The sequence below is a fragment of the Candidatus Enterococcus huntleyi genome (assembly GCF_009933175.1).
In the GTDB taxonomy this organism is placed as follows: Bacteria; Bacillota; Bacilli; order Lactobacillales; family Enterococcaceae; genus Enterococcus_K; species Enterococcus_K huntleyi.
Genome location: NZ_MAEJ01000015.1, coordinates 1 through 26071, shown reverse-complemented (window position 1 = coordinate 26071; position 26071 = coordinate 1). Strand labels below are relative to the sequence as shown.

The 26071-nt window shown below is 38.2% G+C and carries 12 protein-coding genes; 11 read left to right on the top strand and 1 reads right to left on the bottom strand.

Annotated features, from left to right (window positions below; translation table 11 throughout):
* The first annotated feature begins 245 nt into the window (after positions 1-245).
* From BAU15_RS09475 to BAU15_RS09460, 4 genes are all read left to right on the top strand, one after another.
* Positions 246-5477, top strand: a complete 5232-nt coding sequence (locus BAU15_RS09475) for a bacterial Ig-like domain-containing protein (protein ID WP_161842514.1) — start codon at positions 246-248, stop codon at positions 5475-5477.
* A 336-nt stretch (positions 5478-5813) separates the two neighbouring features.
* The gene (locus BAU15_RS09470; protein ID WP_161842513.1) at positions 5814-7250 is read left to right on the top strand and encodes a helix-turn-helix domain-containing protein; all 1437 of its coding nucleotides are present in this window, start codon (positions 5814-5816) and stop codon (positions 7248-7250) included.
* A complete protein-coding gene (locus BAU15_RS09465; RefSeq protein WP_161842512.1) occupies positions 7240-7578 on the top strand; it encodes a hypothetical protein in 339 nt (112 codons plus the stop codon). The genes BAU15_RS09470 and BAU15_RS09465 overlap by 11 nt, the downstream gene beginning before the upstream one ends.
* Positions 7579-7617: 39 nt before the next feature.
* Positions 7618-12756 (top strand): bacterial Ig-like domain-containing protein, encoded by a 5139-nt coding sequence (locus BAU15_RS09460; protein ID WP_161842511.1) that lies wholly within the window; start codon positions 7618-7620, stop codon positions 12754-12756.
* A 137-nt stretch (positions 12757-12893) separates the two neighbouring features.
* Here BAU15_RS09460 and BAU15_RS09455 read toward each other — a convergent pair whose 3' ends face one another.
* Positions 12894-13430 carry a cysteine hydrolase family protein gene (locus BAU15_RS09455; RefSeq protein ID WP_161842510.1) on the bottom strand — a complete coding sequence of 179 codons (537 nt, stop codon included), beginning with the start codon at positions 13428-13430 and terminating at the stop codon, positions 12894-12896.
* Between the two features lie 121 nt (positions 13431-13551).
* Between BAU15_RS09455 and BAU15_RS09450 the strand changes: the two genes are divergently transcribed.
* The 7 genes from BAU15_RS09450 to BAU15_RS09420 all read left to right on the top strand — a co-directional run bounded on the left by BAU15_RS09450 (position 13552) and on the right by BAU15_RS09420 (position 25969).
* On the top strand, positions 13552-13947 hold the full coding sequence (locus tag BAU15_RS09450; RefSeq protein WP_161842509.1) for an Lrp/AsnC family transcriptional regulator: 396 nt from the start codon (positions 13552-13554) through the stop codon (positions 13945-13947).
* A gap of 389 nt (positions 13948-14336) precedes the next feature.
* On the top strand, positions 14337-15746 hold the full coding sequence (locus BAU15_RS09445) for a helix-turn-helix domain-containing protein (RefSeq protein WP_161842508.1): 1410 nt from the start codon (positions 14337-14339) through the stop codon (positions 15744-15746).
* Positions 15739-16128 (top strand): hypothetical protein, encoded by a 390-nt coding sequence (locus BAU15_RS09440; RefSeq protein ID WP_161842507.1) that lies wholly within the window; start codon positions 15739-15741, stop codon positions 16126-16128. Before BAU15_RS09445 ends, BAU15_RS09440 begins: the two co-directional genes overlap by 8 nt.
* 26 nt (positions 16129-16154) lie before the next feature.
* A complete protein-coding gene (locus tag BAU15_RS09435; protein ID WP_161842506.1) occupies positions 16155-21551 on the top strand; it encodes a SpaA isopeptide-forming pilin-related protein in 5397 nt (1798 codons plus the stop codon).
* A 341-nt stretch (positions 21552-21892) separates the two neighbouring features.
* Positions 21893-22354, top strand: a complete 462-nt coding sequence (locus BAU15_RS09430; protein WP_161842505.1) for a MarR family winged helix-turn-helix transcriptional regulator — start codon at positions 21893-21895, stop codon at positions 22352-22354.
* On the top strand, positions 22351-24087 hold the full coding sequence (locus BAU15_RS09425; protein ID WP_161842504.1) for an ABC transporter ATP-binding protein: 1737 nt from the start codon (positions 22351-22353) through the stop codon (positions 24085-24087). The genes BAU15_RS09430 and BAU15_RS09425 overlap by 4 nt, the downstream gene beginning before the upstream one ends.
* Positions 24080-25969, top strand: coding sequence for an ABC transporter ATP-binding protein (locus BAU15_RS09420; protein ID WP_161842503.1), 1890 nt, complete (start codon positions 24080-24082; stop codon positions 25967-25969). Before BAU15_RS09425 ends, BAU15_RS09420 begins: the two co-directional genes overlap by 8 nt.
* Positions 25970-26071 lie beyond the last annotated feature (102 nt).

Sequence of the window (26071 nt, the reverse complement as noted above, 5' to 3'; positions counted from 1 at the left end):
TATTCGCGTTATCGCTTACACGAGAATATACTACAATTGAAGGCAGAATAATCATAAATTCCAAATTTTTTGTGAAATTTCGCTTTGAAATTTGGAAAATAATTTTTTTGCTCACTTCCATTACTTGAAATCAAGCGTAAAATAAAGAAGCTCGAAAAAAGGAGGGAGTTTTAAAGTACGACAATGACTGTCATATTTTTTTTCTTACCAAATAATAGATAGGATGGGAGAGACCTATGAAAAAAATGAATAAAAAATTATCTACTTGTGCGTCTATTGTATTAATGAGTTCGTCAATTCTAAATCCGATTAGTGCTTTTGCGCAAAGTATAGATCCTACAACGTCTCCTACAGAGATTTCAACAGAAGCAAAGAAATCAGATGACAACGAGACAGCAGCTAGTCCAACCAGTCAATCAACTCAATCGAGTGAAATAAATGAAACAGTGAGTACCGATTCACAGGTATCCGAGGGAAATAGTGAAACTGAGGGTAGCTCAGAAGTGCCAGCGATATCTTCGTCACAAGCCAGCCAAGCAGATGAAGTGGCGGCAACCGGAGAATCGAGTACCTTACCAGTGTCGGAAAACTCAGATGAAAAAACAAAGAATTCAAGTGAGGAAACAAAATCTTCTGAGTCGATGACCAAAGAAAAGCCAGAAGTCAGGGTAAGTAGTGCAGATCCCTATGGTTTTTTTGCTAGTCATTTACGCTCAAGTCAGATTGCACTGCCTGATTATTCGGGACTAGATTGGACAATCTATCAAGAAAGAGCGATCACGGTCAGTGATATTGCGATTATTCAGACAAAATCTGGGGTCGTCGTACCTCTGGATGACCACTACCGGCTCGTTAATAACTCACAGCTTCAAACGACGTATCAAGGCTTTAGTTCGACTACGCCAATATATTCATTTAGTTTAGATGATTATGGTGCGAGTGAAACGGCAGGAACATTTGACCAAACCTACGCTTATGGAACAGATGAAGTCTTGAAGAGTTCGCTCTTTTTAGCTGATCCTAATCCATTGCCGAGTTCAGCTCATATTAAGTTTGACTATAATGGGGACAGTTATGTGCGAGATTTTGATGCAACTCCGCCTCCTCATTGGAATTTTGAATCGACCTCATTTGATGTCACACCAGCAGCTGATGGGCACATCTCTCAAAAATTAGTTCAAGATGGGCAATCAACCGGTGGGCCGAATCAATTTCAACAGACGATGACGTTCTCTTTAGCAAACACAGCTGCTGAGTTGGCAACTGAAGCAGGTCCAGTAGCAACTGCAAAATCAGGAATTAGTATGGCGCAAAATGAACCTTATACGGATTATCTAGCAACTGCGGAATCAGCTTTAGATGAAAAAGGGAGTGCGGTTTCTTATGAATGGGTTTTAGAACCAGACACGTCTACAATTGGAGCAAGTCATGCAGTTGTACTTGTGAAAAATGCGAATGGATACAGAAGCTTAATTAATATTCCAATCGAAATTGTGGCAAATCAGAAGAAAATTGATGTCCATGGCTCGACAATTTATGTGGGCGATTCTTGGAAAGCAGAGGATAATTTCGATGAGGCGACTGATCAAGACGGTAAACCAATTGATTTTAGTCAACTAACTGTTGACGGGAAGGTGGACACAAGTAAAGCTGGAACATATGAAGTGACCTATACGTATGATGGTTTGACAAGTACAGCGACGATAATTGTGGTACCAAAATTGACTGAAGTCACTGCCAAAGATTCAGAAATTTATGTCGATGATCCATGGAAAGCCGAAGATAATTTTGTTTCAGCGAAAGATAAAGACGGTCAACCAGTCGACTTCAGTGAAATTACCGTTGACACTAGCCAAGTCGACACAAGCAAAGCTGGAACATTCGAAGTAACGTATACGTATGATGGCGTATCAGATACAGCGACGATTACTGTAAAAGAAAGACAAACGGCAGTCATTGCTGAGGATTCAACCATTTATGTTGGCGATTCGTGGAAAGCCGAAGATAACTTTGTTTCAGCGAAAGATAAAGCCGGAAATCCGGTCGAATTTAGTGAAGTCACTGTTGACGAGAGTCAAGTGGACACGAGCAAAGCTGGCTCATTTGAAGTAACGTATACGTATGATGGCGTATCAGATACAGCGACGATTACTGTAAAAGAAAGACAAACGGCAGTCACTGCCGAAGATTCAACCATCTATGTTGGGGATGAATGGAAAGCCGAAGATAACTTTGTTTCAGCGAAAGATAAAGCCGGAAATCCGGTCGAATTTAGTGAAGTCATTGTTGACGAGAGTCAAGTGGACACGAGCAAAGCTGGCTCATTTGAAGTAACGTATACGTATGATGGTGTATCAGCCAAAGCGACGATTACTGTAAAAGAAAGACAAACAGCAGTCACTGCCAAAGATTCAGAAATGTATGTCGGTGATGAATGGAAAGCCGAAGATAACTTTGTTTCAGCACAAGACAAAGCTGGTCAACCAGTCGACTTAAGCAAAGTCACAGTCGATGATAGTCAAGTGGATACGAGCAAAGCTGGCTCATTCGAAGTAACGTACACGTATGATGGCGTGTCAGATACGGCGACGATTACTGTAAAAGAAAGACAAACAGCAGTCACTGCCAAAGATTCAGAAATGTATGTCGGCGATGAATGGAAAGCAGAAATGAACTTTGATTCAGCGCAAGACAAAGCTGGAAATCCAGTTGAGTTAAGCAAAATCACAGTTGACGAGAGTCAAGTGGACACAAGCAAAGCTGGAACATTCGAAGTAACGTACACGTATGATGGTGTGTCAGACACGGCGACAGTTACCGTGATAGATAAACAAACGGCAGTAAATGTTCATGATTCGACAGTCTATGTTGGCGATGAATGGAAAGCCGAAGAAAACTTTGATTCAGCATTAGATAAAGCAGGAAAAGATGTTGCGTTTAGTGAAATCACAGTTGACGAGAGTCAAGTGGACACAAGCAAAGCTGGCTCATTCGAAGTGACGTACACGTATGATGGTGTTACGGCAACGGCAACAATTACTGTGTTAGATAAACAAACGGCGGTAAACGTCCATGATTCAACAGTGTATGTTGGAGATGAATGGAAAGCCGAAGAAAACTTTGATTCAGCATTAGATAAAGCAGGAAAAGATGTTGCGTTTAGTGAAATCACAGTTGACGAGAGTCAAGTGGACACAAGCAAAGCTGGTTCGTTCGAAGTGACGTACACATACGAAGGTATTACGGCAACCGCAACGATTACTGTAGTGGATAAACAAACGGCTGTAAATGTTCATGATTCAACAATTTATGTTGGCGATGAATGGCAGGCGGAAGATAACTTTGATAAAGCTTTAGATAAAGCTGGTAAGGATGTTGCGTTTAGTGAAATCACAGTTGACGAGAGTCAAGCAGATATAAGCAAGGCCGGCTCATTCGAAGTAACGTATACGTATGAAGGTGTTACGGCAACGGCAACTATTACTGTGGTAGATAAACAAACGGCGGTGAATGTCCATGATTCAACAGTCTATGTTGGCGATGAATGGAAAGCAGAAGAAAACTTTGATTCAGCATTAAATAAAGCTGGTCAACCAGTTGAGTTTAGTGAAATCACAGTTGACGAGAGTCAAGTCGACACAAGCAAAGCCGGATCATTCGAAGTAACGTACACATACGAAGGAGTATCAGCCACAGCAACTATTACCGTGGTAGATAAACAAACAGCTGTGAACGTGCATGATTCAACGGTATATGTTGGCGATGAATGGCAAGCGGAAGATAACTTTGATAAAGCTTTAGATAAAGCAGGAAAAGATGTTGCGTTTAGTGAAATCACAGTTGACGAGAGTCAAGCCGACACAAGCAAAGCTGGCTCATTCGAAGTGACGTACACATACGAAGGTATTACGGCAACCGCAACGATTACTGTGGTAGATAAACAAACAGCGGTAAACGTTCATGATTCAACAATTTATGTTGGAGATGAATGGAAAGCGGAAGAAAACTTCGATTCAGCATTAGATAAAGCTGGCAAGGATGTTGCGTTTAGTGAAATCACAGTTGACGAGAGTCAAGTGGACACAAGCAAAGCTGGAACATTCGAAGTGACGTACACTTACGAAGGTGTCACAGCAACCGCAACTATTACCGTAGTAGATAAACAAACAGCGGTAAACGTTCATGATTCAACAATTTATGTTGGAGATGAATGGCAAGCGGAAGAAAACTTTGATTCAGCATTAGATAAAGCAGGAAAAGATGTTGCATTCAGTGAAATCACAGTTGACGAGAGTCAAGTGGACACAAGTAAAGCTGGAACATTTGAAGTAACGTACACGTATGAAGGTGTTACGGCAACGGCGACAATTACTGTAGTGGATAAACAAACAGCTGTGAATGTTCATGATTCAACAATTTATGTTGGAGATGAATGGCAGGCGGAAGATAACTTTGATAAAGCTTTAGACAAAGCAGGAAAAGATGTTGCGTTTAATGAAATTACAGTTGATGCTAGCAAAGCAGACACAAGTAAAGCTGGTTCGTTCGAAGTGACGTATACGTATGAAGGAGTATCAGCCACAGCGACAATTACTGTGGTAAACAAACAAACAGCGGTAAACGTTCATGATTCGACAGTATATGTTGGAGATGAATGGAAAGCAGAAGAAAACTTTGATTCAGCATTAGATAAAGCAGGAAAAGATGTTGAGTTCAGTGAAATCACAGTTGACGAGAGTCAAGCCGATACAAGTAAAGCTGGATCGTTCGAAGTGACGTATATGTATGAAGGAGTAACAGCCGCAGCAACGATTACTGTGGTAGACAAACAAACGGCGGTAAACGTCCATGATTCAACAATCTATGTCGGTGACAAATGGAAAGCGGAAGATAATTTCGATAACGCATTGGATAAGGATGGAAACAGTGTTGTATTTAGTGAAATCACAGTTGACGATAGCAAAGCAGATACAAGTAAAGCTGGAACATTCGAAGTGACTTACACGTATGAAGGCATTACGGCAACAGCGATGATTACTGTGAAGTCTAAGCCTGTTATTCCTGATGAAAAATATCAAGTAATCGTTCATTATGTAGATGAGAATGGCAATGAAATTAGTGAATCTGTCGTTCTTGAAGGGCAACTGGGAGAGACGTATAGAACAGAAGAGAAGAAAATTAAGGGCTATACGTTAGTGAAAAAACCAGAAAATGAATCTGGTGAATTTATTGAAAATCCTGAAGAAGTTGTTTATGTCTATGCCAAAGAAGCTAAATTGCCTGTTACAGATTCAGAAAAAGGCAAAGGCAACACGGGGAATGCAGGAAATATCAAGAATAATGATATCCACCAAACAGTGAAAAGATTGCCACAAACGGGAGAAGAAATAAAAAGTTATTTCCCAATTATAGGTGGCATCATGATTCTTCTAACGGGTGCTATCTTCTTCTTTAAAAAAGATCGTAATCGCAAATAAAGAAGCCTAACAGAATAGTTTATTTCTTAATAAGTAGAACCACCAAAAACCTGGCTTCGTTCCTATGCTAGTTTGAGGTGGTTCTATTTTTACATATAAAGTATGCTCCTAGTGAGCTTATTCTGTGAAACTGATGATAGAACCTTGGAATTTCTGGCTATCATTCGCTATAAAGAAAACGAGGGAATATACTGTGTTTGAGTTGGAACAGTTAGAATTCCAAATAAATTACTAAAAATGAGACAAAAATATGGAAAAAAGCTTTCTTCCCCCCATGGCATGTTCCTGGAGGAGGAGTAAACTAAAGAAGTCCAAACAGAGGTGGTGAATAAGGGAATGGATACACTATTAGATCGTCTTTTGGATGATGAATATCATGAACGCTTATTTCTTTATCAAGTATTGATGATTTTTGGGGAAGATATACCGAAAAAAGAGATTAGTAAGCAGCTGGATTCATCGGATACCAAGATTGACAAACTTTGCGATACATTGAATCGGGACCTGATATCTTTAGGTCTCACATCTAAACTTAAATTTAGAGCCAAAGAAACAGTGTACGGAAGTGATTTTTCTCAATTGGATTATCAAGAGTTACGAAGGATTTACTTTGAAAATTCATTAGCTTCTAACATGCTAATGCAGGTTGGTTTTTTGCAAACTTTGACGATTCAAGAATTTGCAAAGGTCAAATATATTAGTAAAAGTAAGGCCTATATGATTTCAAAGAATCTGAATGAATTATTGACAACTTGGTCCATTCAACTTAAATCAGCTGGTTTTTCAGGTGCTGAAAAAGATATTCGAAGTTTTTGTTTTCAAGTCACATTTTATTTTTATTCTAGTCATATTGATACCCTGCCTTCATTAATTCAGAAAAATGATGAGCAAATCAATCAATTTATTAATTCTTTGCAAATTATGTATAATACGACGTTTAGTTATAACCAGTTAGCTCAGCTCCGCGTATTTATAGAAATTCAGTGGTTTCGTTTGCTGAAAAAGGAAATTATTCATTTGCAAGAGTCAATTGACGTGGATGAACACTTTGTGGCTAACTTCAAAAAAATTAAACAAGTGGAGGATGATTTTCCAGATGAAATCCTTCAAGTAGAGGCTGGGTATTTATACCTTTATCTACTATTAAATAACTTTATCAGTGATGCCCAATTTGTGAGTAAAGAAACGGAAACGTATCAGCTGTTTTCAGCTAAGATTATCGAGAAATTTCCAATGTTTTTTGAAGTAGCGGCACCACAAACACTAGATAAGCTAAGGATACTTTGTTTTAGATGGGATCATTTGTCATTATCATTGGCTTCTTTTATGTCTTTGGAACAATTTGATTTCTTTAAGCAAAGTTTTCCTAAAATTCATGAGGCTGTCTATGATTTCGTACTAGAAGCAGATAAGAGTAAGCCAGAAGGACTTTTAGATTACGAAAAATCGCATCTTTACTATGACTTTCTATTTTGTATCTTATCTGATTCAGCTATTCAAAGTTTGGAAAGAGAGGTTCATGTATTCATCGACTTTTCTGGGGGGAAAGATTATAACCAGTTTATCTCCATGAATATTCAATCTTTTGATTACCTCGATATTGCAATTGATAGAAAAATGACGCCGTCAACGGATATCTACATTTCAGATTTCTACAGTAGCAAGGTAAGATGTCAGCAAATAGTTTGGAAAAATCCGCCGTTAGCTAGTGATTGGAAGGAATTTGCAAATTTGGTAATACAAGTAAGGGGTGACCGTTCAAATGAAGACTAGATACGTTCTTGCCGTGGGGACTCTTTTTCTAGGGGGACAATTAATTAGCTTACCGGCTACCAAAAAAATAAAAATAACCCCGATTGAGCAAAAAGAGAGACAAGAAATTCATTCGGAACCGGAAATGCAGACAGATTCGGCTAAAGATACAGAAATCACAGATATCTATTATCAATATCGCAAGAAAAAGTTTCATAAAGTGGAACAAAATATTGCTACATTACAGCAACAACAGTTGGTATCTAGCTCAAGTGGAAGTCAATCAGAGGTCGGAAAAATAGCGGCAGAATTAGCAGGTAGCTTATTATTTGGCGCAAATAAGCAATAACAAAAATAGAATAAGTAAGAGAATAGGAGTAAGATCCCAATGAATAAAATGAACAAAAAAATATCTACGTATGCATCTATATTATTGATTAGTTCGCAAATACTCAGCCCAATCAGTGCTTTTGCAGAAACCAAAAGTGCCGTGAATCAGGCGACTGAAGTGGCAACAAAAAACAAGGATGCGGCTACTAATAAAACTTTGGATAGTGCAGCTAAGAACAGCACAACCAAAGATAGTGCAACGGAAAAATCAACAGATACCTCAACGGATTCTAAGAGTGAATCATCTGACACTTCTACTTCTAAAACGAGCACAACAACTTCGACGAATGACTCAGACAATCAAACGACTGAATCGAGCGTTGGTAGTGAACAATCATCTGACACCGCAGCTAGCACTCACTCAACGAACACTGAGCAAAGTTCTACTGCAACAGAGACTAGTTCATCAACTACAGACACTCAATCAATTGCAGATAAAAATGCAGAGAGTAGCTTGAGCCAAATCCTAAAAGCGACAACTTTCAAAGAATTAATCCCACCAACAGATGGCCCTTATAAAATGATTGAAGGTAAGCCAGAGCATGAAGTGTTCTTGCAATCGAGTAAAGTTCTTGTAGAGAATGAACTTATCAACGGGAGAATTCAATTAGGCGGACAATATAATGATACGTTTAATATATCAACTATTTTTTATCCGTCCGAATTTCCTGCAGGTAACAAAAGCGGTCCCCAAACAATAGATGGTGTGATAGGTTTGGGTGGACGTTCGAGTGCTCCTGCGATCATGCTTCGTTATCAATCAGGTCAATATCATGGGGGCGGAATCTTAGATATACCGAATAGTTCATTTAAAGTAATTGGTAATGGTGTAGATTATTCGGACAAATATGCTTTGTATGATAATAGTTCATCTGGCTTCATTGGCGTGCGTATGAAAGATACTTATCCAGATGGCATGTTTTTCCCAATTGGTACAGGTTTAGAAGTGGAATTTCACTTTGCTTTCTTAGATAATTATGGCAGTCGTGATATTGATCATATGGATGCTTTTAGATTTATGGTTAATGATGATTCCCCTTATACACCGAATATCATGCCGACATGGGAAAGTGGTCGTGGACCAGTCATGAATGGCTTGAAGGTTGTCTACGGGTACGCGCCAGAAATTCTTGGTGTGGATGATGAAGAGATTCCATTAGGCCAAACATTTGATGATTTAGACGGCGTTTCTGCGACAGATAAACATGATGGCGATCTAACGCCTATATTGAAAGTTTTAAGTAATGATGTCGATACAAGTAAAATTGGGACCTATACAGTGACGTATGAAGTAACCGATTCGGATGCTCATGTGACCACTGCCAAACGCACCATTCATGTAGTTTCTGAACCAGTCATTACCGCGAATGATAAAACAGTTAGAGTGGGTGTTGATCCAACGACTGTCGATTGGTTAGACGGCGTATCAGCAACTGATCCTGGTGAAGGTGATTTGTCCAGTCAAGTAACCGTTGATTATTCACAAGTTGATTTTAATACAGCTGGTGACTATCCTGCGACTTATAGTGTAACAAACACCTCAGATAAAACAGCCACAAAAGATATTACGGTTCATGTGATAGATAATCAACAAAGCATTACCGGCTCTGATGTAACCAAATATGTTGGCGATGCGCTGCCTAAAGATGCTGAATTCAAAGCCAGTGCAACGGATAAAGATGGAAAAGACCTCACAGTTACGATTGATCAATCGAAGGTTGATATGAGTAAACCCGGTGATTATGAAGTGTTACTGACAACCGCCGATGGTCAAACGAAGACAGTTTACGTGCATGTTAAAGAGAATAAAGCAGCAGTCAAGGTGCATAGCTCAGAAATTTATGTCGGCGATCCATGGAAAGCAGAAGATAATTTTGAATCAGCGGTTGATAAAGACGGCAAGGCAGCAGACTTTAGCCAAATCACTGTTGACGAAAGTAAAAAAGATACAAGTAAAGCAGGATCTTTTGATGTAACTTATACTTTAGATGGCGTAACAGCGACAGCGACGATTACTGTTAAAGCTAAGAAAACAGCAGTTAATGTGAGTAATTCAGAGATTTATGTTGGTGATCCATGGAAAGCAGAAGATAACTTCGATTCAGCTGTTGATAAAGACGGCAATCCAGTCGACTTTAGTCAAGTCACTTTCGATGACAGCAAAAAAGACACAAGTAAAGTAGGCACGTTTGACGTGACTTATACTTACGATGGTGTAACAGCAACAGCGACAATTACCGTTAAAGCTAAGAAAACAGCGGTCAATGTTCACAATTCAGAAATCTATGTTGGTGACAATTGGACAGCGAAAGATAACTTCGATTCAGTAGTCGATAAAGCTGGCAATAAAAGCACAGACTTTAGCAAAGTAACTTTCGATGACAGTAAAAAAGATACAAGTAAAGTAGGTACGTTTGACGTGACTTATACTTACGAAGGTGTAACAGCAAAAGCAACGATAACTGTCAAAGACAAACAAACAGCGGTCAATGTTCATAACTCAGAAATCTATGTTGGTGATAGTTGGACAGCCAAAGACAATTTTAATTCTGCAACAAGTAAAGGAAAAGCAGTCGACTTCAGTAAAATTACAGTAGACGACAGTAAAAAAGATACAAGCAAAGCTGGGTCATTTGACGTGACTTATACTTACGATGGCGTAACAGCAACCGCTACAATTACCGTTAAAGCTAAGAAAACAGCCGTCAATGTTCATAACTCAGAAATCTATGTTGGCGATTCATGGACAGCAAAAGATAACTTCGATTCAGTAGTCGATAAAGATGGCAATAAAAGCACAGACTTTAGCAAAGTCACTTTCGATGACAGTAAGAAAGACACAAGTAAGGCTGGTACCTTTGACGTGACTTATACTTACGAAGGCGTAACAGCAACAGCGACGGTTACTGTAAAAGATAAACAAACTGCGGTCAATGTTCATAATTCAGAAATCTATGTTGGTGACAATTGGACAGCGAAAGATAACTTTGATTCAGTAGTTGATAAAGATGGCAATAAAAGCACAGACTTTAGTAAAGTCACTTTCGATGATAGTCAAGCAGATACAAGCAAAGCTGGTTCATTCGAAGTAACGTATACATTTGAAGGGGTAACCGCGACAGCGACGATTATCGTAAAAGATAAACAAACAGCGGTCAATGTTCATAATTCAGAAATCTATGTTGGTGACAATTGGACAGCGAAAGATAACTTCGATTCAGTATTGGATAAAGACGGTAATAAAATTACAGACTTTAGCAAAGTAACTTTCGATGATAGTCAAGCAGATACAAGTAAAGCTGGCTCATTCGAAGTAACGTATACATTTGAAGGGGTAACCGCGACAGCGACGATTATCGTAAAAGATAAACAAACAGCGGTCAATGTTCATAATTCAGAAATCTATGTTGGTGACAATTGGACAGCGAAAGATAACTTCGATTCAGTAGTCGATAAAGATGGTAATAAAATTACAGACTTTAGCAAAGTAACTTTCGATGATAGTCAAGCAGACACAAGTAAAGCTGGTTCATTCGAAGTAACGTATACATTTGAAGGGGTAACCGCGACAGCGACGATTACTGTCAAAGATAAAGAAACAGTAGCAACAGTGACTGTCCATGACTCAACGATTTATGTTGGTGATGAATGGACAGCCGCAGATAACTTTGATTCAGCGATCGATAAAGATGGCAATAAAATCACAGATATCAATAAAATAACTGTCGATGATAGTCAAGCAGATACTAGTAAAACAGGAACATTTGAAGTAACGTATACTTTGGATGGAGTAACAGCTACGGCTACAATCACAGTCAAAGACAAACAAACAGCAGTGACTGTTCATGATTCAACAATTTATGTCGGCGACGAATGGACAGCCGCAGATAACTTCGATTCAGCAATCGATAAAGATGGCAATAAAATCACAGATATCAGCAAAATAACTGTTGATGATAGCAAAAAAGATACAAGCAAGGCTGGAACATTTGAAGTAACATATACTTTGGATGGAGTAACAGCTATGGCAACAATCACAGTCAAAGACAAACAAACAGCAGTGAGTGTCCATGACTCAACGATTTATGTCGGCGATGAATGGAAAGCTGCAGATAACTTTGATTCAGCGATCGATAAAGATGGCAATAGAATCACAGATATCAGCAAAATAACTGTCGATGATAGTAAAAAAGATACAAGCAAAGCAGGAACATTTGAAGTAACGTATACTTTGGATGGAGTAACAGCGACAGCAACCATCACCGTTAAAGATAAACAAACAGCAGTGAGTGTCCATGACTCAACGATTTATGTCGGCGACGAATGGAAAGCTGCAGATAACTTTGATTCAGCGATCGATAAAGATGGCAATAGAATCACAGATATCAGCAAAATAACTGTCGATGATAGCAAAAAAGATACAAGCAAAGCAGGAACATTTGAAGTAACGTATACTTTGGATGGCGTTACAGCTACAGCAACTATCACTGTTAAAGACAAACAAACAGCAGTAACTGTGCATGACTCAACGATTTATGTCGGCGACGAATGGACAGCCGCAGATAACTTTGATTCAGCGATCGATAAAGATGGCAATAGAATCACGGATATCAGCAAAATAACTGTTGATGATAGCAAAAAAGATACAAGCAAGGCTGGAACATTTGAAGTAACGTATACTTTGGATGGAGTAACAGCGACGGCTACAATCACCGTTAAAGAAAAACTAGTAGCTCCTGTCGAACAAGCAGAAGTAGTTGTTCATTATGTTGACGAGAATGGTAAGGAAATCAGTAAATCTATTTCTATCAAAGGTCAAATAGGTGATAGCTACAAGACTTCAGCAAAAGAAATTGCAGGTTATGTGCTAGTCAAGGAACCAAAAAATAAAACGGGTAAATTCACCAAAGATAATCAAAAAATTGTCTATGTTTATGCGAAAGAAGAAAAAAATTCCGGTAAAAATACTGGAAATAATACAAATGCAGGGACAACAAAAAATAATAATACCCATAAAAATGTGAAAAAACTGCCTCAAACAGGCGAAAAAATTGTTGAGAGCTTACCAATTGTTGGTGGTATAGCAGTCTTTATCAGTGGTGTACTTTTCTTCTTCAAAAGAAAAAAGAATGATTAGTAACAGTCACTGGTTTAGAGAATAGTTAAATAAAGAGCACCTAAAATTAGTCGTTAGATAGACTGGTTTTAGGTGCTTTTTTGAGTATTAATCGACCATTATAAAGTGTTTGTGGGGGTACCTTGTTTAGCTTTTTATTACAAGAATTCATCCGTGCTTTTTAGTTGAGCAAAGGTTTGCAGTGCAGCCAAGAATGAATATTGAACCTCATTTGCTGAAATTGTCGTTTCTTCAAATTGTAGCGACCTAGTCGCCGTGGCATCAGCTATAACTATCGGTTGATAGCCTAACTCAGCGCTTGCTCGGGTGGTAGAATCGATACACATATGGGTCATCATCCCTACGATTACCAGTTGTTCTACAGCTAGAGATTTTAGAACACTTTCTAAATTTGTTTGTAAAAATGAATTTGGGAACTGTTTCTTTACGATAACGGACTGCTCAGTAAGATGTAGAGAAGGATGCAGTTCAACGCCTTGAGTATTTTTTGAAAAAAATGCAGCATCAGGTTGTTCATTAATATGTTGAACGTAGATAATCGGTTGATTCGTTTTTTGAAAGAATTCCTCCAGCTTATTTATTTGCGGTAAAGCCTTATCGGGATTCTCTAATACCATTTTGCCATTTTCAAAGTAGTCATTTTGGACATCAATCACTAGTAATGCTTGTTTCATATCAAATCACCTTCCCGTATTTTTTGTGGTAAACTCATTGTAAGACGGATTCGTTTTTAATTAAATAATCCCATGAAAGTATATTTAGGCGCATGCTTTCATGATGAAAGAGAGTGCTCAAATGGATGAAATCGATAAAGAAATTTTAGCAATTCTGACTGAAAATAGTCGATTAAGTAATAAAGAAATTGGTCAGCTGATTCATATGACTGGGCAAGCAGTTGGGAATCGCATAACGAAGATGATCGAAAACGGCACAATCAAAAAATTTACCATTGAGATAAACCGGCAACGGACACAGTTTATCCGAATTTACATGGATTCTAACCGGTTTGAAGCTTTTGAAAAAATGGTTAATGCACATGAAGAGATTACTTCTTTTTGCAAAATTTCGGGTCAAGCGTGTTATATGGTTACCGCTCATTTTACAGATGAAGCATTAGGAGAGTTTATTGATGAGTTAGCCGATTGGGCAAGATACACCATAGAAACTGTGCTTTCTGACAGACTTGATTAAAAGTTAAACAGGCAGTATCAAATGAAAATAAGAGAAGTTCTATAAAAATAAGGTGCTCTGTATCGTCTACTACGGCGATACAGAGCTTTTTTGTTTGAAGGAAAACGGCTGTCGTATATGCAGTTCACTAGCTAGCTTTATAGTGAATTATTTGTGTAAATCATTTGATTTAGAGAGACTTCATCAAAAAATTCATGATATTTTAAAATTTCAAAAAAAAAAGATGATTTTTATGCTATATCCATTAATTTTTAGTAAATGGGATGAGATAAAATGTATTCGTAAAGAGCCCGCGTTTTTCTTGACAAAGTTAAAGAGCGTAACAGTTTTGAAAGTGTTATCAAGGGCTTATGATTAGGAAAAGAGGTGCAGATAGGAGCTGTAATTTAATGAATTTAAATTCTTTTCTAGATCAATTTCAGTATCCCGTTTTGATTCTCCAATGGTTAGAAGTAAAAAAATCAACTTTTTGCTCGATTGAATTATTGTGTGATTTTTTCGGTATCTCCCGATTTAAAGCTTTACAGTATATTGAAGAGCTTAATCAAATTTTATTTCAAATTAACAGGGAGGCCAAAATTGTTACCGAACCATCCGGAGAAATTGTTATGTTGGGTGTCTCTAATTTGGTTGTCAAACAAGTACGAGCAGAGTATTTAATGAATTCTGAAGTCTTCCAATTACTTAATGTGTCACTTGGTTTGGAAGAATCCCTTAGTGATTTTGCTGAGCGTAGGTACCTTGGTCGGGGACAGTCCTATGAGATAAGAAAGAAATTGACCACTATATTAAGCGAGTATCCCATCAAATATAAAAAAGGAAAACTGCTAGGAGATGAATTGTGGCTAAGAGATCTAATTTTTTCATTGTATATCAACTATTTTTATGGATTATTTAATCCTTTCCCAGAGGAAATTCATAAGAAAGCGATAGAAATCGAAAATCTACTGATTTCACATCTGAATTTAGATTTAACATTGACTCAAAAAGATAAACTACGGACGTTGCTTAGTATTATTTTAACGCGAACGAAACACCAGCATTTTTGTCAGCTATCAGATGTAGTTTCTGTAAATTATACATCTAGTAGTTATAAAATCTATCAAAGGTATTTTTCAGGTAGCGATAATGAACGGCGGTCTGAATGGCAGTATATTATTTTATTTTTAAGTTCAGAAGGATTATTAGAAGAAAATAGTTTATTAGATAATCCCACTTTGACGATTGCGACGGATAATTTCTTAAATCAACTAGGGATTGATCAGAAAGAAATAAGAAAAGGCTATGCACGAGGGATTATCCAGCGGTTAAAACAATTTAAGCTGAGGCAAATAATCTTTCCTATTTCCATGAGTAATTTTTCAGTTGAAAACTATAGTCCATATTTGGAAGAAAATTATCCATCTTTAATTAGACCTGTGGAAGAGTTGGCTCAAACAGTGGCGACAGGTTCATCGTTAGATAAGGAGCGATTTTTTGTTGACACGTTCTTCGCAATTCTTGAAGTGATACCTGGTGAACTAATCGAAAAAAAGGTGTTCATCTGTGTAGACTTCGCTAGTGGTGTTTCCTATTCTAATTTTATTGTTCATCAAATTGAAGGGTTTAAAAATCAAAATATTATTGTTCAAAGAAAAGTCACTTCTCATACAGATATTTTTGTATCAGATTATGCAATAAAATCTTTGAGAGTGGAACAGATTATTTGGAAAGATCCACCAAATGCGGATGACTGGGAAAACTTTGGGAACAGAGTGATTGCTGTCAAGCAGAAGAAAAGTGAGGCGAAGGATGAATAAACTAGTTACAGGTATTCTATTATTTTCTATGTTGAATTATCAAATTAGTACACCGTTTGTCCTGAGTAAATCATTTTTATATTCAGAAACGGCAGTCAAGAAGTCTTCTTCAAGTTTTGAATATAAAAACAATAGCGTACAGCCTGATGAACAAACGATTATTATTCAAAAGGCGAATACGAGGACTGGAAAAGAAGAGAAAAAACAACCAGGGGAAAAATCAATTCAGCAACTGCAAGGACAATTAGCGACTCTTGAAAAAGAGATACGACTAAACGATGCTGCATCCGAAAGCACGATATTTGGGAAACAGCTAAGAGCGTTATCGGGGAATCTATTATATGGGGAAATAACGAAAACAAATGAACAACAAATTTATTAGCAACAAGAAGAAAGGTTGATTACCCAATGAATACAAGAAAGAAGATAGTCCAGAAATATTTATATATATTTTCCACGTTAATAATTATTTTAGGCCAACTAGGCTTAGCCCAAATTGCTGCTGCAGTTGAGAAAAATGTCAAAGCTCCAGAGGAAGAAACTATAGTTTATCATGATTATGCTGAATATCAGGAGGCATTAAAAAAATATGCTCCTGAGCAGGCTCAATATGAGGAGGATCTAGCGGCTTATAATCAGGCAAGAGAAGAGCACGATGATGCGCAAGCCGAAGCTGATCGGATTACTCAAGAAAATGCAGATAAGAAAGCGGCTTATGAAGCGGCACTTGCGCAGTATCAAATGGAACTTGATGAATACAACACAAAGAATGCAGAAATAGCGGATCATGCGAGTAGAGGGCAATATATTGGACCAGAACTTTGGGGTACCTATACTCATCTGGAAAATTATTTAGTTGATTATGCAGCTATGAAACAAATGGCTGATACAGGTCTTTCGATTTCGGGCGAACCTCTTAAAGCACAAATTCATGATAATATGGCGGCTGACCCGTTTAGTGGATCGGTAGAAACAAAAACGAATGTTGAAAGTATCATTTCAGAATGGACTAAACATGTTGAATTTTTAAAAAGTATCTATGCTGGAAAATCTCTAATTAACATCGATATGATGACTGGGTTTGCAACATCTGGAGCTTGGTATGGTGGATTTGGGGGACTTGAATTTTACCATACGTTTTCTAGTTCAACAGGACAAACGGTCGATAATGTTCCAACTACTTTAGATCATCCAACAGAAGATGGGATCAAGTCTGCTATATCTGATTTATTTATTCAGACAAATGGAGCAGCTTTTGATTCCGCTGGTCAAAGTATGGATAAAGGAACGTTTTTAATTGACCAATCAATGACAGATAGTTGGACAAATGCACTAAATGAAGCAAAATCGCAAGCTTTTACTTTAGATAATCAAGCGATGCAAGATTATATTTCAGCATTTGAGACTTATAATCAATCGAACTATGAATCAGCTGACTTTGCTCAATTCTCACAAGCGATAGCAGATGCTGGTGAAATTCATATACATGCGTCACAATTGATTGGCGGTATGCCAAATGTAGAATTATTTGATAAGGATAATACCGCGCCATTTTATAATGATTTAAAGACATTATCTCCTTCCGAATTAGCAAACAAGTATGGTTACCTTAAATTATTAAGTAATATGGCAAATTCAGTCGTTTATGGGTATTTTCACACATTAACACCTCAAGCTGGTGAAACGATAGGTGTTGCAACTGCAAGTTCTTGGGCAGTAGGGTTTCATGGTTGGGCTAAGACGCAAGATGACCGGACACCTCAATTAACTGAACCAACCCCACCGACTCCACCGGTATATGAAGAGGTTCCGAGTGTGCCAGAGGCGCCAATTCCGCCGGTACCTCCAGTGAAACCTGTCTACGAACCGTTAAATCAAATTAATTTATTGAAAGTCGATAAAGAAACTGGGGATGCTTTGGCGAATGCAACCTTTGAATTAACGAACTCTGATACAGGTGAAGTCGTAGGTAGCTATTCAAGTTATGCAGATGGCTTCGTTCGGATTGAAAATATTAATCCGGGGAATTATTCACTTGTAGAAACGAAAGCACCCGATGGTTATGTCTTAGATAACACACCTTTACTATTTGTGGTAAAAGGAACAGAAAATGAAACAATTCAATTAGAGAAGAAAAATGCTGCAGTTACTGGTAGCGTGGAATTAACAAAGCTTGATGAAAAATCAAATGACCTATTGCAAGGGGCCGTATTTGAGATTAGAAATGACAGTGGTACGGTTGTACGTTCAGGTCTACAAACGAATTCAGACGGGAAAATTCTGGTAGATAGCTTGAAATTTGGTGACTATGAATTCGTGGAAACCAAAGCACCAACAGGCTATGAATTAGATAATACACCGGTCAAATTTACGATTCAAAAAGCACAAGTAGATGTTGTTCATGTCTCTATGGTGAACAAACTTGCTCCTGGTGGCGTTGTTTTAACTAAAACAGATGCGACAACCGGCGATTTACTTCAAGGAGCAGTCTTTGAATTACAGGATAGCGACGGAAATGTCTTACAGAGTGGTTTGACAACAGATGCTGCTGGCAGAATTTCAGTCGATGGATTGGAACCAGGCAGTTATCAGTTTGTAGAAACGGCTGCACCAACAGGTTATGAGCTAGATCCGACACCTATAACGGTAACGATTGTTAAGGGGCAAACGGAAGCAGTTCAGATTTCTAAAACCAATCAAATGACACCAGGTAGCGTGATTTTATCTAAGCTTGACGCTTCAACTGGCGAAGCCCTTGAAGGTGCAACATTTGAATTGAAAACAATGGCTGGCGATTTGTTGAAGAATGGCTTAACAACTGATTCAGCTGGTAAATTAGCCGTGGACGATTTACAGCCAGGTGACTATCAATTGATAGAAACCAAAGCACCAACTGGTTACAAACTAGATGCAACACCAGTTTTATTTACAATCGAAAAAGGTCAAACAGAAGCCGTTCAAGTATCAATGATTAATCAATTAACACCAGGCGGCGTCGTGTTAAGCAAAATAGATTCTAAGAGTGGCGAAGCATTGCAAGGCGCAGTCTTCGAATTACAAGATGATGCAGGTAAGAGTGTGCAGTCTGGTTTAGTAACTGACGCAACAGGTAAATTAGCTGTCAATGACTTAGCACCTGGCGATTATCAATTTGTCGAAACGAAAGCTCCGACAGGCTACCTCTTAAATCAAACACCAGTTGCTTTTACGATTGAAAAAAATCAACAAGCAGCTGTTCAAGTGTCAATGAGTAATGAGTTAGCACCAGGTGATGTTCTATTAACTAAGAAGGACGCTAAAACCGGGGAAGCTTTACAAGGAGCTGTCTTTGAGCTACAAGATCAAGATGGCAAGACTTTACAAAGTGGTTTAGTATCGGATGCTGCTGGTAAAATTGCCGTCGATGGCTTAACCCCAGGAAGTTATCAATTCGTAGAAACTACTGCACCAACAGGTTATGAATTGGATCAAACACCAGTTATGTTTGAAATTGAGAAAGGACAGACGGAAGCTGTTCAGATCTCTAAGACGAATCAATTAACACCGGGTAGTGTGATTTTATCTAAGCTTGACGCTTCAACTGGCGAAGCCCTTGAGGGTGCAACATTTGAATTGAAAACAACGGCTGGCGATTTGTTGAAGAATGGTCTAACAACTGATTCAACTGGTAAATTAGCGGTCAATGATGTACAACCCGGAGACTATCAATTGATAGAAACCAACGCACCAGCAGGTTACACATTAGATGCGACACCGGTTTTATTTACAATCGAAAAAGGTCAAACAGAAGCCGTTCAAGTATCAATGAGTAATCGCTTGACACCAGGTGACGTCGTGTTAAGTAAAATAGATTCTATGAGTGGCGAAGCATTGCAAGGAGCAGTCTTCGAATTGCAAGATGCTGACGGTAAGAGTATCCAGTCTGACTTAATGACTGACGCAACAGGTAAATTAGCTGTCACTGACTTAGCACCTGGCGATTACCAATTTGTCGAAACGAAAGCACCAACTGGCTATATCTTAGATCAAACACCAGTTGCCTTTACGATTGAAAAAAATCAACGAGCAGCGGTTCAAGTGTCAATCAGTAATGAGTTAGCACCAGGTGGCGTTGTATTAACTAAGAAAGATGCGAAAAGTGGCGAAGCCTTACAAGGGGCTGTCTTTGAACTACAAGATAAAGATGGCAAGACTTTACAAAGTGGTTTAGTGTCTGATACTGCTGGTAAAATTGCCGTGGATGGCTTGACACCAGGAAGTTATCAATTCGTAGAAACGACTGCACCAACAGGTTATGAATTGGATCAAACACCAGTTACGTTTGAAATTGAGAAAGGACAGACTGCAGCTATTCAGATTTCTAAGACGAACCAATTAACTCCAGGTAGCGTCATTCTTACGAAAGAAGATGCTCTGACAGGCGAATATTTACAAGGCGCAATTTTTGAATTACAAGATAAGGATGGTCAAACAATTCAAAAGAATTTAACAACGGATAGTTCTGGCAAGCTGGCTATTAATGATTTGACACCAGGCAATTATCAGTTTGTCGAAACTCAAGCACCTACAGGCTACAAATTAGATGCGACACCAATTGCTTTTGAGATTGAAAAAGCACAAGAATCTGCTGTTCAAATTAGTGCGACCAACCAATTAATGCCAGGCAGTGTTGTTTTAACGAAGCAAGATGATCAATCTGGCGAGGCCTTACAAGGAGCAGTCTTTGATCTTCAAGATACAGAGGGACAGTCAGTTCAAAAAGATTTAATCACTGATACCTCAGGTAAAATTGCCGTTGATAATTTGGCACCAGGGAATTATCAATTTGTCGAAACACAAGCACCAACAGGTTATGAATTAGATCAAACACCAGTAATCTTTACTATCGAGAAAAATCAAAAAGAAGCCGTCCAAATTTCTAAAGTAAATAAATTAATTTCAGGTGGCGTAATTCTAGAAAAAATTGATGATAAAACAGGTGAAAAACTAATTGGGGCTGAATTCGAGTTACAAAATGCTAATGGAAAAGTGATTAAAGAACATTTAGTCACAGATATGTCTGGTAGATTGGCCGTGGAAGGATTGCAACCTGGCGATTATCAGTTAATTGAAACCAAAGCTCCTGATGGCTATCAATTAGATCAAACACCTGTACTATTTACCGTCGAAAAAGCACAACAGGAGCCACAAAAAGTAACCAAGGTTAACAAACAACTGACACATGCTCTTCGACTTGAGAAGAAAGATGGTCAAACAAAAGGCTTCTTGAGTGGTGCCGAATTTAAATTGCTTGACGGAAAAGGCAGTGAAGTTCAGGCGAATATAAAAACTGATAGAAACGGTACACTAGAAGTGAAGGATTTGAAGGTCGGCGATTACCAGTTAGTCGAGACTAAAGCACCGAAAGGCTATGAGTTAGACAGCGCACCAATATTATTTACAATTGATGCGCAAGAAGAGTTGATCTCTCTTGATGTCTATAACTATCAAACACCTGAAAATCCAAACGAACCGAATAAACCGAATGAACCAAATAAACCAAACGAACCGAATGAACCGAATGAACCAAATGAACCAAACGAACCGAATGAACCGAATGAACCAAATGAAAATAATTCTGATGGGGAAAATTCCAATCATGATGGCTCAACACCAAGCAGTAAAAAAGTACCTAAAGATTCAACTTATTTACCTAAAACAGGTGAGAAGAATTCGCTGGTATTAACATTGATAGGCGGTTTGCTTGTAATTTTAGCAGCCATCGCAGCTTATCTTTATAAGAAGCATGCAGGTAATAAAGCTTAAAAATACTATTTATTCGATAAAATAGTGTGTGAATTAAATGCACAATAAATTCTTGCTAATTAATCAGACAAAAATGGGTCCCTTATTATTAAGGGCTCATTTTTGTTATAGGCTAATTTTTTTATGCTAAAAATCCCGACATACTTAGAATATCTTTTTTGGTACAAATAGTTGAGATAGGGCGTAGGTGAACAAATTATTCGAATTAATCAGAGTGTAATAACACAGCTAAATGATGTTTTTCTGAAATTTTCATAAGAAAAAGCCTCTTATTCATTGACTGTTACTTGTCATTTAATGTAATATAGTTAGGGAACGAACTATTTGCAAAAGGAGCTAGTATGGAATACAAAACATCATTAAAAATTCGCATTCTGGCTAATGAATTAAATCGAAAAGTAGCAGAAATTCTAAAAGAAGAAGGCAGTCCTTTTTCGGGAACGCAAATGCGCATTTTAAATTTTATTCATCGCCATAATCGGCAACAAATTCCATTGTATCAAAAGGATATTGAGTGTGAGTTTGATATCAGGCGATCGACTGCGAGTGGGATGATGCAGACGTTAGAAAAGCATCAGTTGATTGAAAGAAAAAGTCTGGAACAGGACAATCGCTACAAGGAATTATTTTTGACAGAGTTAGGGGAACAAAAGGTCTGCGAAAACATTTCTAAGTTGAGAAAGTTTGACGAGCAATTATTGGCAGGTATTTCAGAGGAAGAGCAACGACTATTTTTCGATTTAATCGACAAGATATCGACAAATAGTAAAGAGTTAGTGAAAGAAAGTAGGGTGACCGAATGATAAAGAATTTATTGGCTAATGTCGGGGAATACAAAAAGGAAAGTCTCATCACGCCACTATTTGTGACTGGTGAGGTCGTGTTGGATATTGTGATTCCTTTACTGATGGCGATGATGATCGACAAGGGAATTGAAACAAAAAATATTTCTGAAATTTTAAAATATGGCGGACTTTTGTTTGTTTGTGCGCTTATTGCGTTATATTTAGGGGCGATGTCTGGTCGCTATGCGGCGATTGCTTCAGCTGGTTTTGCAAGAAATCTGCGTAATCGTTTATTTAATCAGGTCCAAGATTTTTCGTTTTCAAATATTGATCGATTTTCAACGTCAAGTTTGATTACACGGATGACAACGGATGTGACGAACGTGCAGAATGCCTATCAAATGGTGATTCGTATTTTAGTCAGAAGTCCGCTGATTTTTATCTTCTCTTTGGCGATGGCTTTTACCATCAATAAAGATTTGTCGTTGATTTATTTAGCGGTCATTCCGTTTCTACTTGTCGGCTTGGCACTTGTTATTTATTTTGCCCATCCTAAGTTTGAGATGGTTTTTCGAATTTATGACAAATTAAATAATGTTGTGCAAGAGAATCTGCAAGGAATTCGTGTGGTTAAATCATATGTTCGAGAAGATCATGAGAAAGAAAAATTCCAAAAGGTTTCTAAAGAAATCTATCAAAACTTCTCAGTTGCCCAAAGTATTGTGGCTTTTAATAACCCAATCTTACAGACGGCAGTTTATACATGTATGTTGCTAATCTCTTGGTTAGGTGCCAAATTTGTCGTAGGTAGTACCTTAACAACCGGTGAGCTAGTTAGTATGTTCACGTATACTATGCAAATTTTGATGAGTTTAAATATGCTTTCAATGGTTTTTGTAATGGTCCTAATTGCCCGCACTTCAGCAGAACGGATTACTGAAGTTTTGGACGAAACCAGTGATATTAAAAATCCAGCAAATCCATTATTTGAAGTAACAGATGGCTCAATCAATTTTAAAGATGTGACCTTTAGTTATGCCAATGATGAGAATAAACTGGCTTTAGGGAAAACGAATCTATCAATCCGTGCCGGTGAAGTGATTGGGATTGTTGGTGGAACTGGTAGCTCGAAATCAACTTTGGTTCAGCTGATTCCACGTTTATACGATGCGACCCAAGGAACCGTCGAAATTGCCGGTCATAATGTGAAAGAATATGATTTGGAAACTTTGCGGGATCAAGTAAGTATGGTGCTACAAAAGAATGTGCTGTTTACCGGTACGATTAAAGAAAATCTACGTTGGGGAAATGAAGATGCGACTGATGAAGATTTGATTCGTGTCTGTAAAATTGCCCAAGCGGATAGTTTTATCCAAGAATTCCCTGACAAATACGATACCTTAATCTCTCAAGGAGGAAACAATGTATCTGGGGGACAAAAGCAACGTCTGTGTATCGCTCGTGCGTTATTGAAGAAACCTAAAATATTGATTTTAGATGACTCAACAAGTGCCGTGGATACGAAAACAGACCGTCTAATTCGTGAAGGAATGCGTCAAGAAATTCCTGGAACGACAACCTTTGTGATTGGTCAACGGATTTCTTCTATTGAAGATTCGGATCGGATTATTGTGATGGATAACGGCGCCGTTAATGCCGTTGGTACCCATGATGAATTGTTAAAAACGAACCAAATCTATCAAGAGGTTTATGATTCTCAAGTGAAAGGATTTGGTGAAGATAATGTCTAATGAAGTGAAGCAAAATCATCGCGGCAGTCAAAACCCGATTCAGACACTGAAACGTTTATTTTCTTACATGGTGAAAAACTATCGCTGGCAATTAGTCTTAGTGATGATCTTTATTTTAGCTAGTACCTTTGCTAATGTCCGCGGATCGCTCTTTCTACAAGTCGTGATTGACGATTATATTACGCCGCTCATTGGCGTAAAGGATCCAAATTTCTCTGGTTTATTAAAAGCTATTACTACGATGGCCTTTATCTATGGAACAGGGATTCTCTCTAATTTATTCTATAATTTACTGATGGTGCGCATTAGTGAGGGCACGCAGAAGCTGATTCGTGACGACATGTTCACCCATATGGAAGCTCTTGCGATTCCTTACTTTGATTCGAATTCAGATGGCGATGTCATGAGTCATTTCACCAACGATACCGATACTTTGCGTCAAATGATTTCCCAAAGTATTCCTAACTTATTGGCCGCAGCTGTGAGTTTTGTGAGTGTCTTTATTGCCATGTTTTCAATTAGTGTGCCTTTAACGTTAATTGTTATTGTTTCGGTGGGGATTATGATTTTAACCATTCGGACGATTGCTGGACGTAGTGGTCGATTCTTCGGTGCCCAACAGAAATCTCTAGGAAAAGTTAATGGTTATATTGAAGAAATGATGCACGGTCAAAAAGTCGTTAAAATCTTCAATCATGAAGAAGCAACGATTCAAGAATTTACTGATATGAATGAAGAATTGCGTCAAAATGCCACGCAAGCGAATAAGTATGCTAATAGCTTGATGCCAATTATGATGAACTTGCTGAATATTCAATATGTCTTATTGGCGATTATCGGTGGTTTATTCTCAGTTTACGGCATTTCTAGCTTAACAATTGGGATGATTGCCTCATTCCTGCAATTGAGTCGTTCATTGAATATGCCAATCAGCCAAGTCTCTCAACAAATTAACTTTGTGATTATGGCGCTTGCTGGTGCAGAACGAATTTTCAAATTAATCGATGAAACACCAGAAATTGATGAAGGTTATGTGTCATTGGTCAACGTCGTGAATGGCCCTTCAGGCATTGAAGAAAGTCCGACGAGAACTGGTTTGTGGGCTTGGAAACATCCTCACGAAGACGGTTCAATCACTTATACTGAATTGACTGGTGATGTGCAATTTGAAGATGTGTCATTTGGTTATAATGAAACCACGCGTGTATTAAAGGATATTAATCTCTATGCGAAGCCTGGTCAAAAAGTAGCCTTTGTAGGTGCGACAGGTGCTGGGAAAACGACAATTACCAATTTGATTAATCGTTTCTACGATATTCAAGAAGGAAAAATTCGTTATGACGGGATTAACGTTAAGAAAATTCAGAAGGATTCTCTACGTCGTTCGCTAGGAATTGTCTTGCAGGATACGCATTTATTTACTGGGACGATTCGCGAAAATATTCGTTATGGAAATCTAACAGCTAGCGATGAAGATGTTGTTGAAGCGGCTCGTTTAGCCAATGCGCAAGTCTTTATTGAAAACTTACCGGATAAATATGATACATTTATTACCGGCGATGGTGAAGGCTTATCACAGGGACAACGTCAATTATTGGCGATTGCCCGAGCAGCGATTGCTAACCCACCAGTAATGATCTTGGATGAAGCCACATCAAGCATCGATACGCGGACAGAAAAACATGTGCAACAAGGGATGGACCGATTAATGCATGGACGGACGGTCTTCGTGATCGCCCATCGTTTATCAACTATCCAAAATTCAGATGTTATTATGGTAATGGATCACGGACGGATTATCGAACGTGGTACCCATGATGATTTAGTCGCTGAAAAAGGCTTGTACTATCAACTCTATACTGGGAAAGTTGAACTCGACTAAACTAGTTATTGACGAAATGATTTTGGCTCTTCGTCAAATAGTGTTGGTGAGGGTCAAATTGAATAGAGTACAGTGTCTCCAGCTAAGCAGCTTTGCTTAGCT

Bases quoted from the DNA above. Each gene is read 5' to 3' on its own strand.
- BAU15_RS09475 (WP_161842514.1), top strand. From the start codon at position 246: ATGAATAAAAAATTATCTACTTGTGCGTCTATTGTATTAATGAGTTCG.
- BAU15_RS09470 (WP_161842513.1), top strand. From the start codon at position 5,814: ATGGATACACTATTAGATCGTCTTTTGGATGATGAATATCATGAACGC.
- BAU15_RS09465 (WP_161842512.1), top strand. From the start codon at position 7,240: ATGAAGACTAGATACGTTCTTGCCGTGGGGACTCTTTTTCTAGGGGGA.
- BAU15_RS09460 (WP_161842511.1), top strand. From the start codon at position 7,618: ATGAATAAAATGAACAAAAAAATATCTACGTATGCATCTATATTATTG.
- BAU15_RS09455 (WP_161842510.1), bottom strand. From the start codon at position 13,430: ATGAAACAAGCATTACTAGTGATTGATGTCCAAAATGACTACTTTGAA.
- BAU15_RS09450 (WP_161842509.1), top strand. From the start codon at position 13,552: ATGGATGAAATCGATAAAGAAATTTTAGCAATTCTGACTGAAAATAGT.
- BAU15_RS09445 (WP_161842508.1), top strand. From the start codon at position 14,337: ATGAATTTAAATTCTTTTCTAGATCAATTTCAGTATCCCGTTTTGATT.
- BAU15_RS09440 (WP_161842507.1), top strand. From the start codon at position 15,739: ATGAATAAACTAGTTACAGGTATTCTATTATTTTCTATGTTGAATTAT.
- BAU15_RS09435 (WP_161842506.1), top strand. From the start codon at position 16,155: ATGAATACAAGAAAGAAGATAGTCCAGAAATATTTATATATATTTTCC.
- BAU15_RS09430 (WP_161842505.1), top strand. From the start codon at position 21,893: ATGGAATACAAAACATCATTAAAAATTCGCATTCTGGCTAATGAATTA.
- BAU15_RS09425 (WP_161842504.1), top strand. From the start codon at position 22,351: ATGATAAAGAATTTATTGGCTAATGTCGGGGAATACAAAAAGGAAAGT.
- BAU15_RS09420 (WP_161842503.1), top strand. From the start codon at position 24,080: ATGTCTAATGAAGTGAAGCAAAATCATCGCGGCAGTCAAAACCCGATT.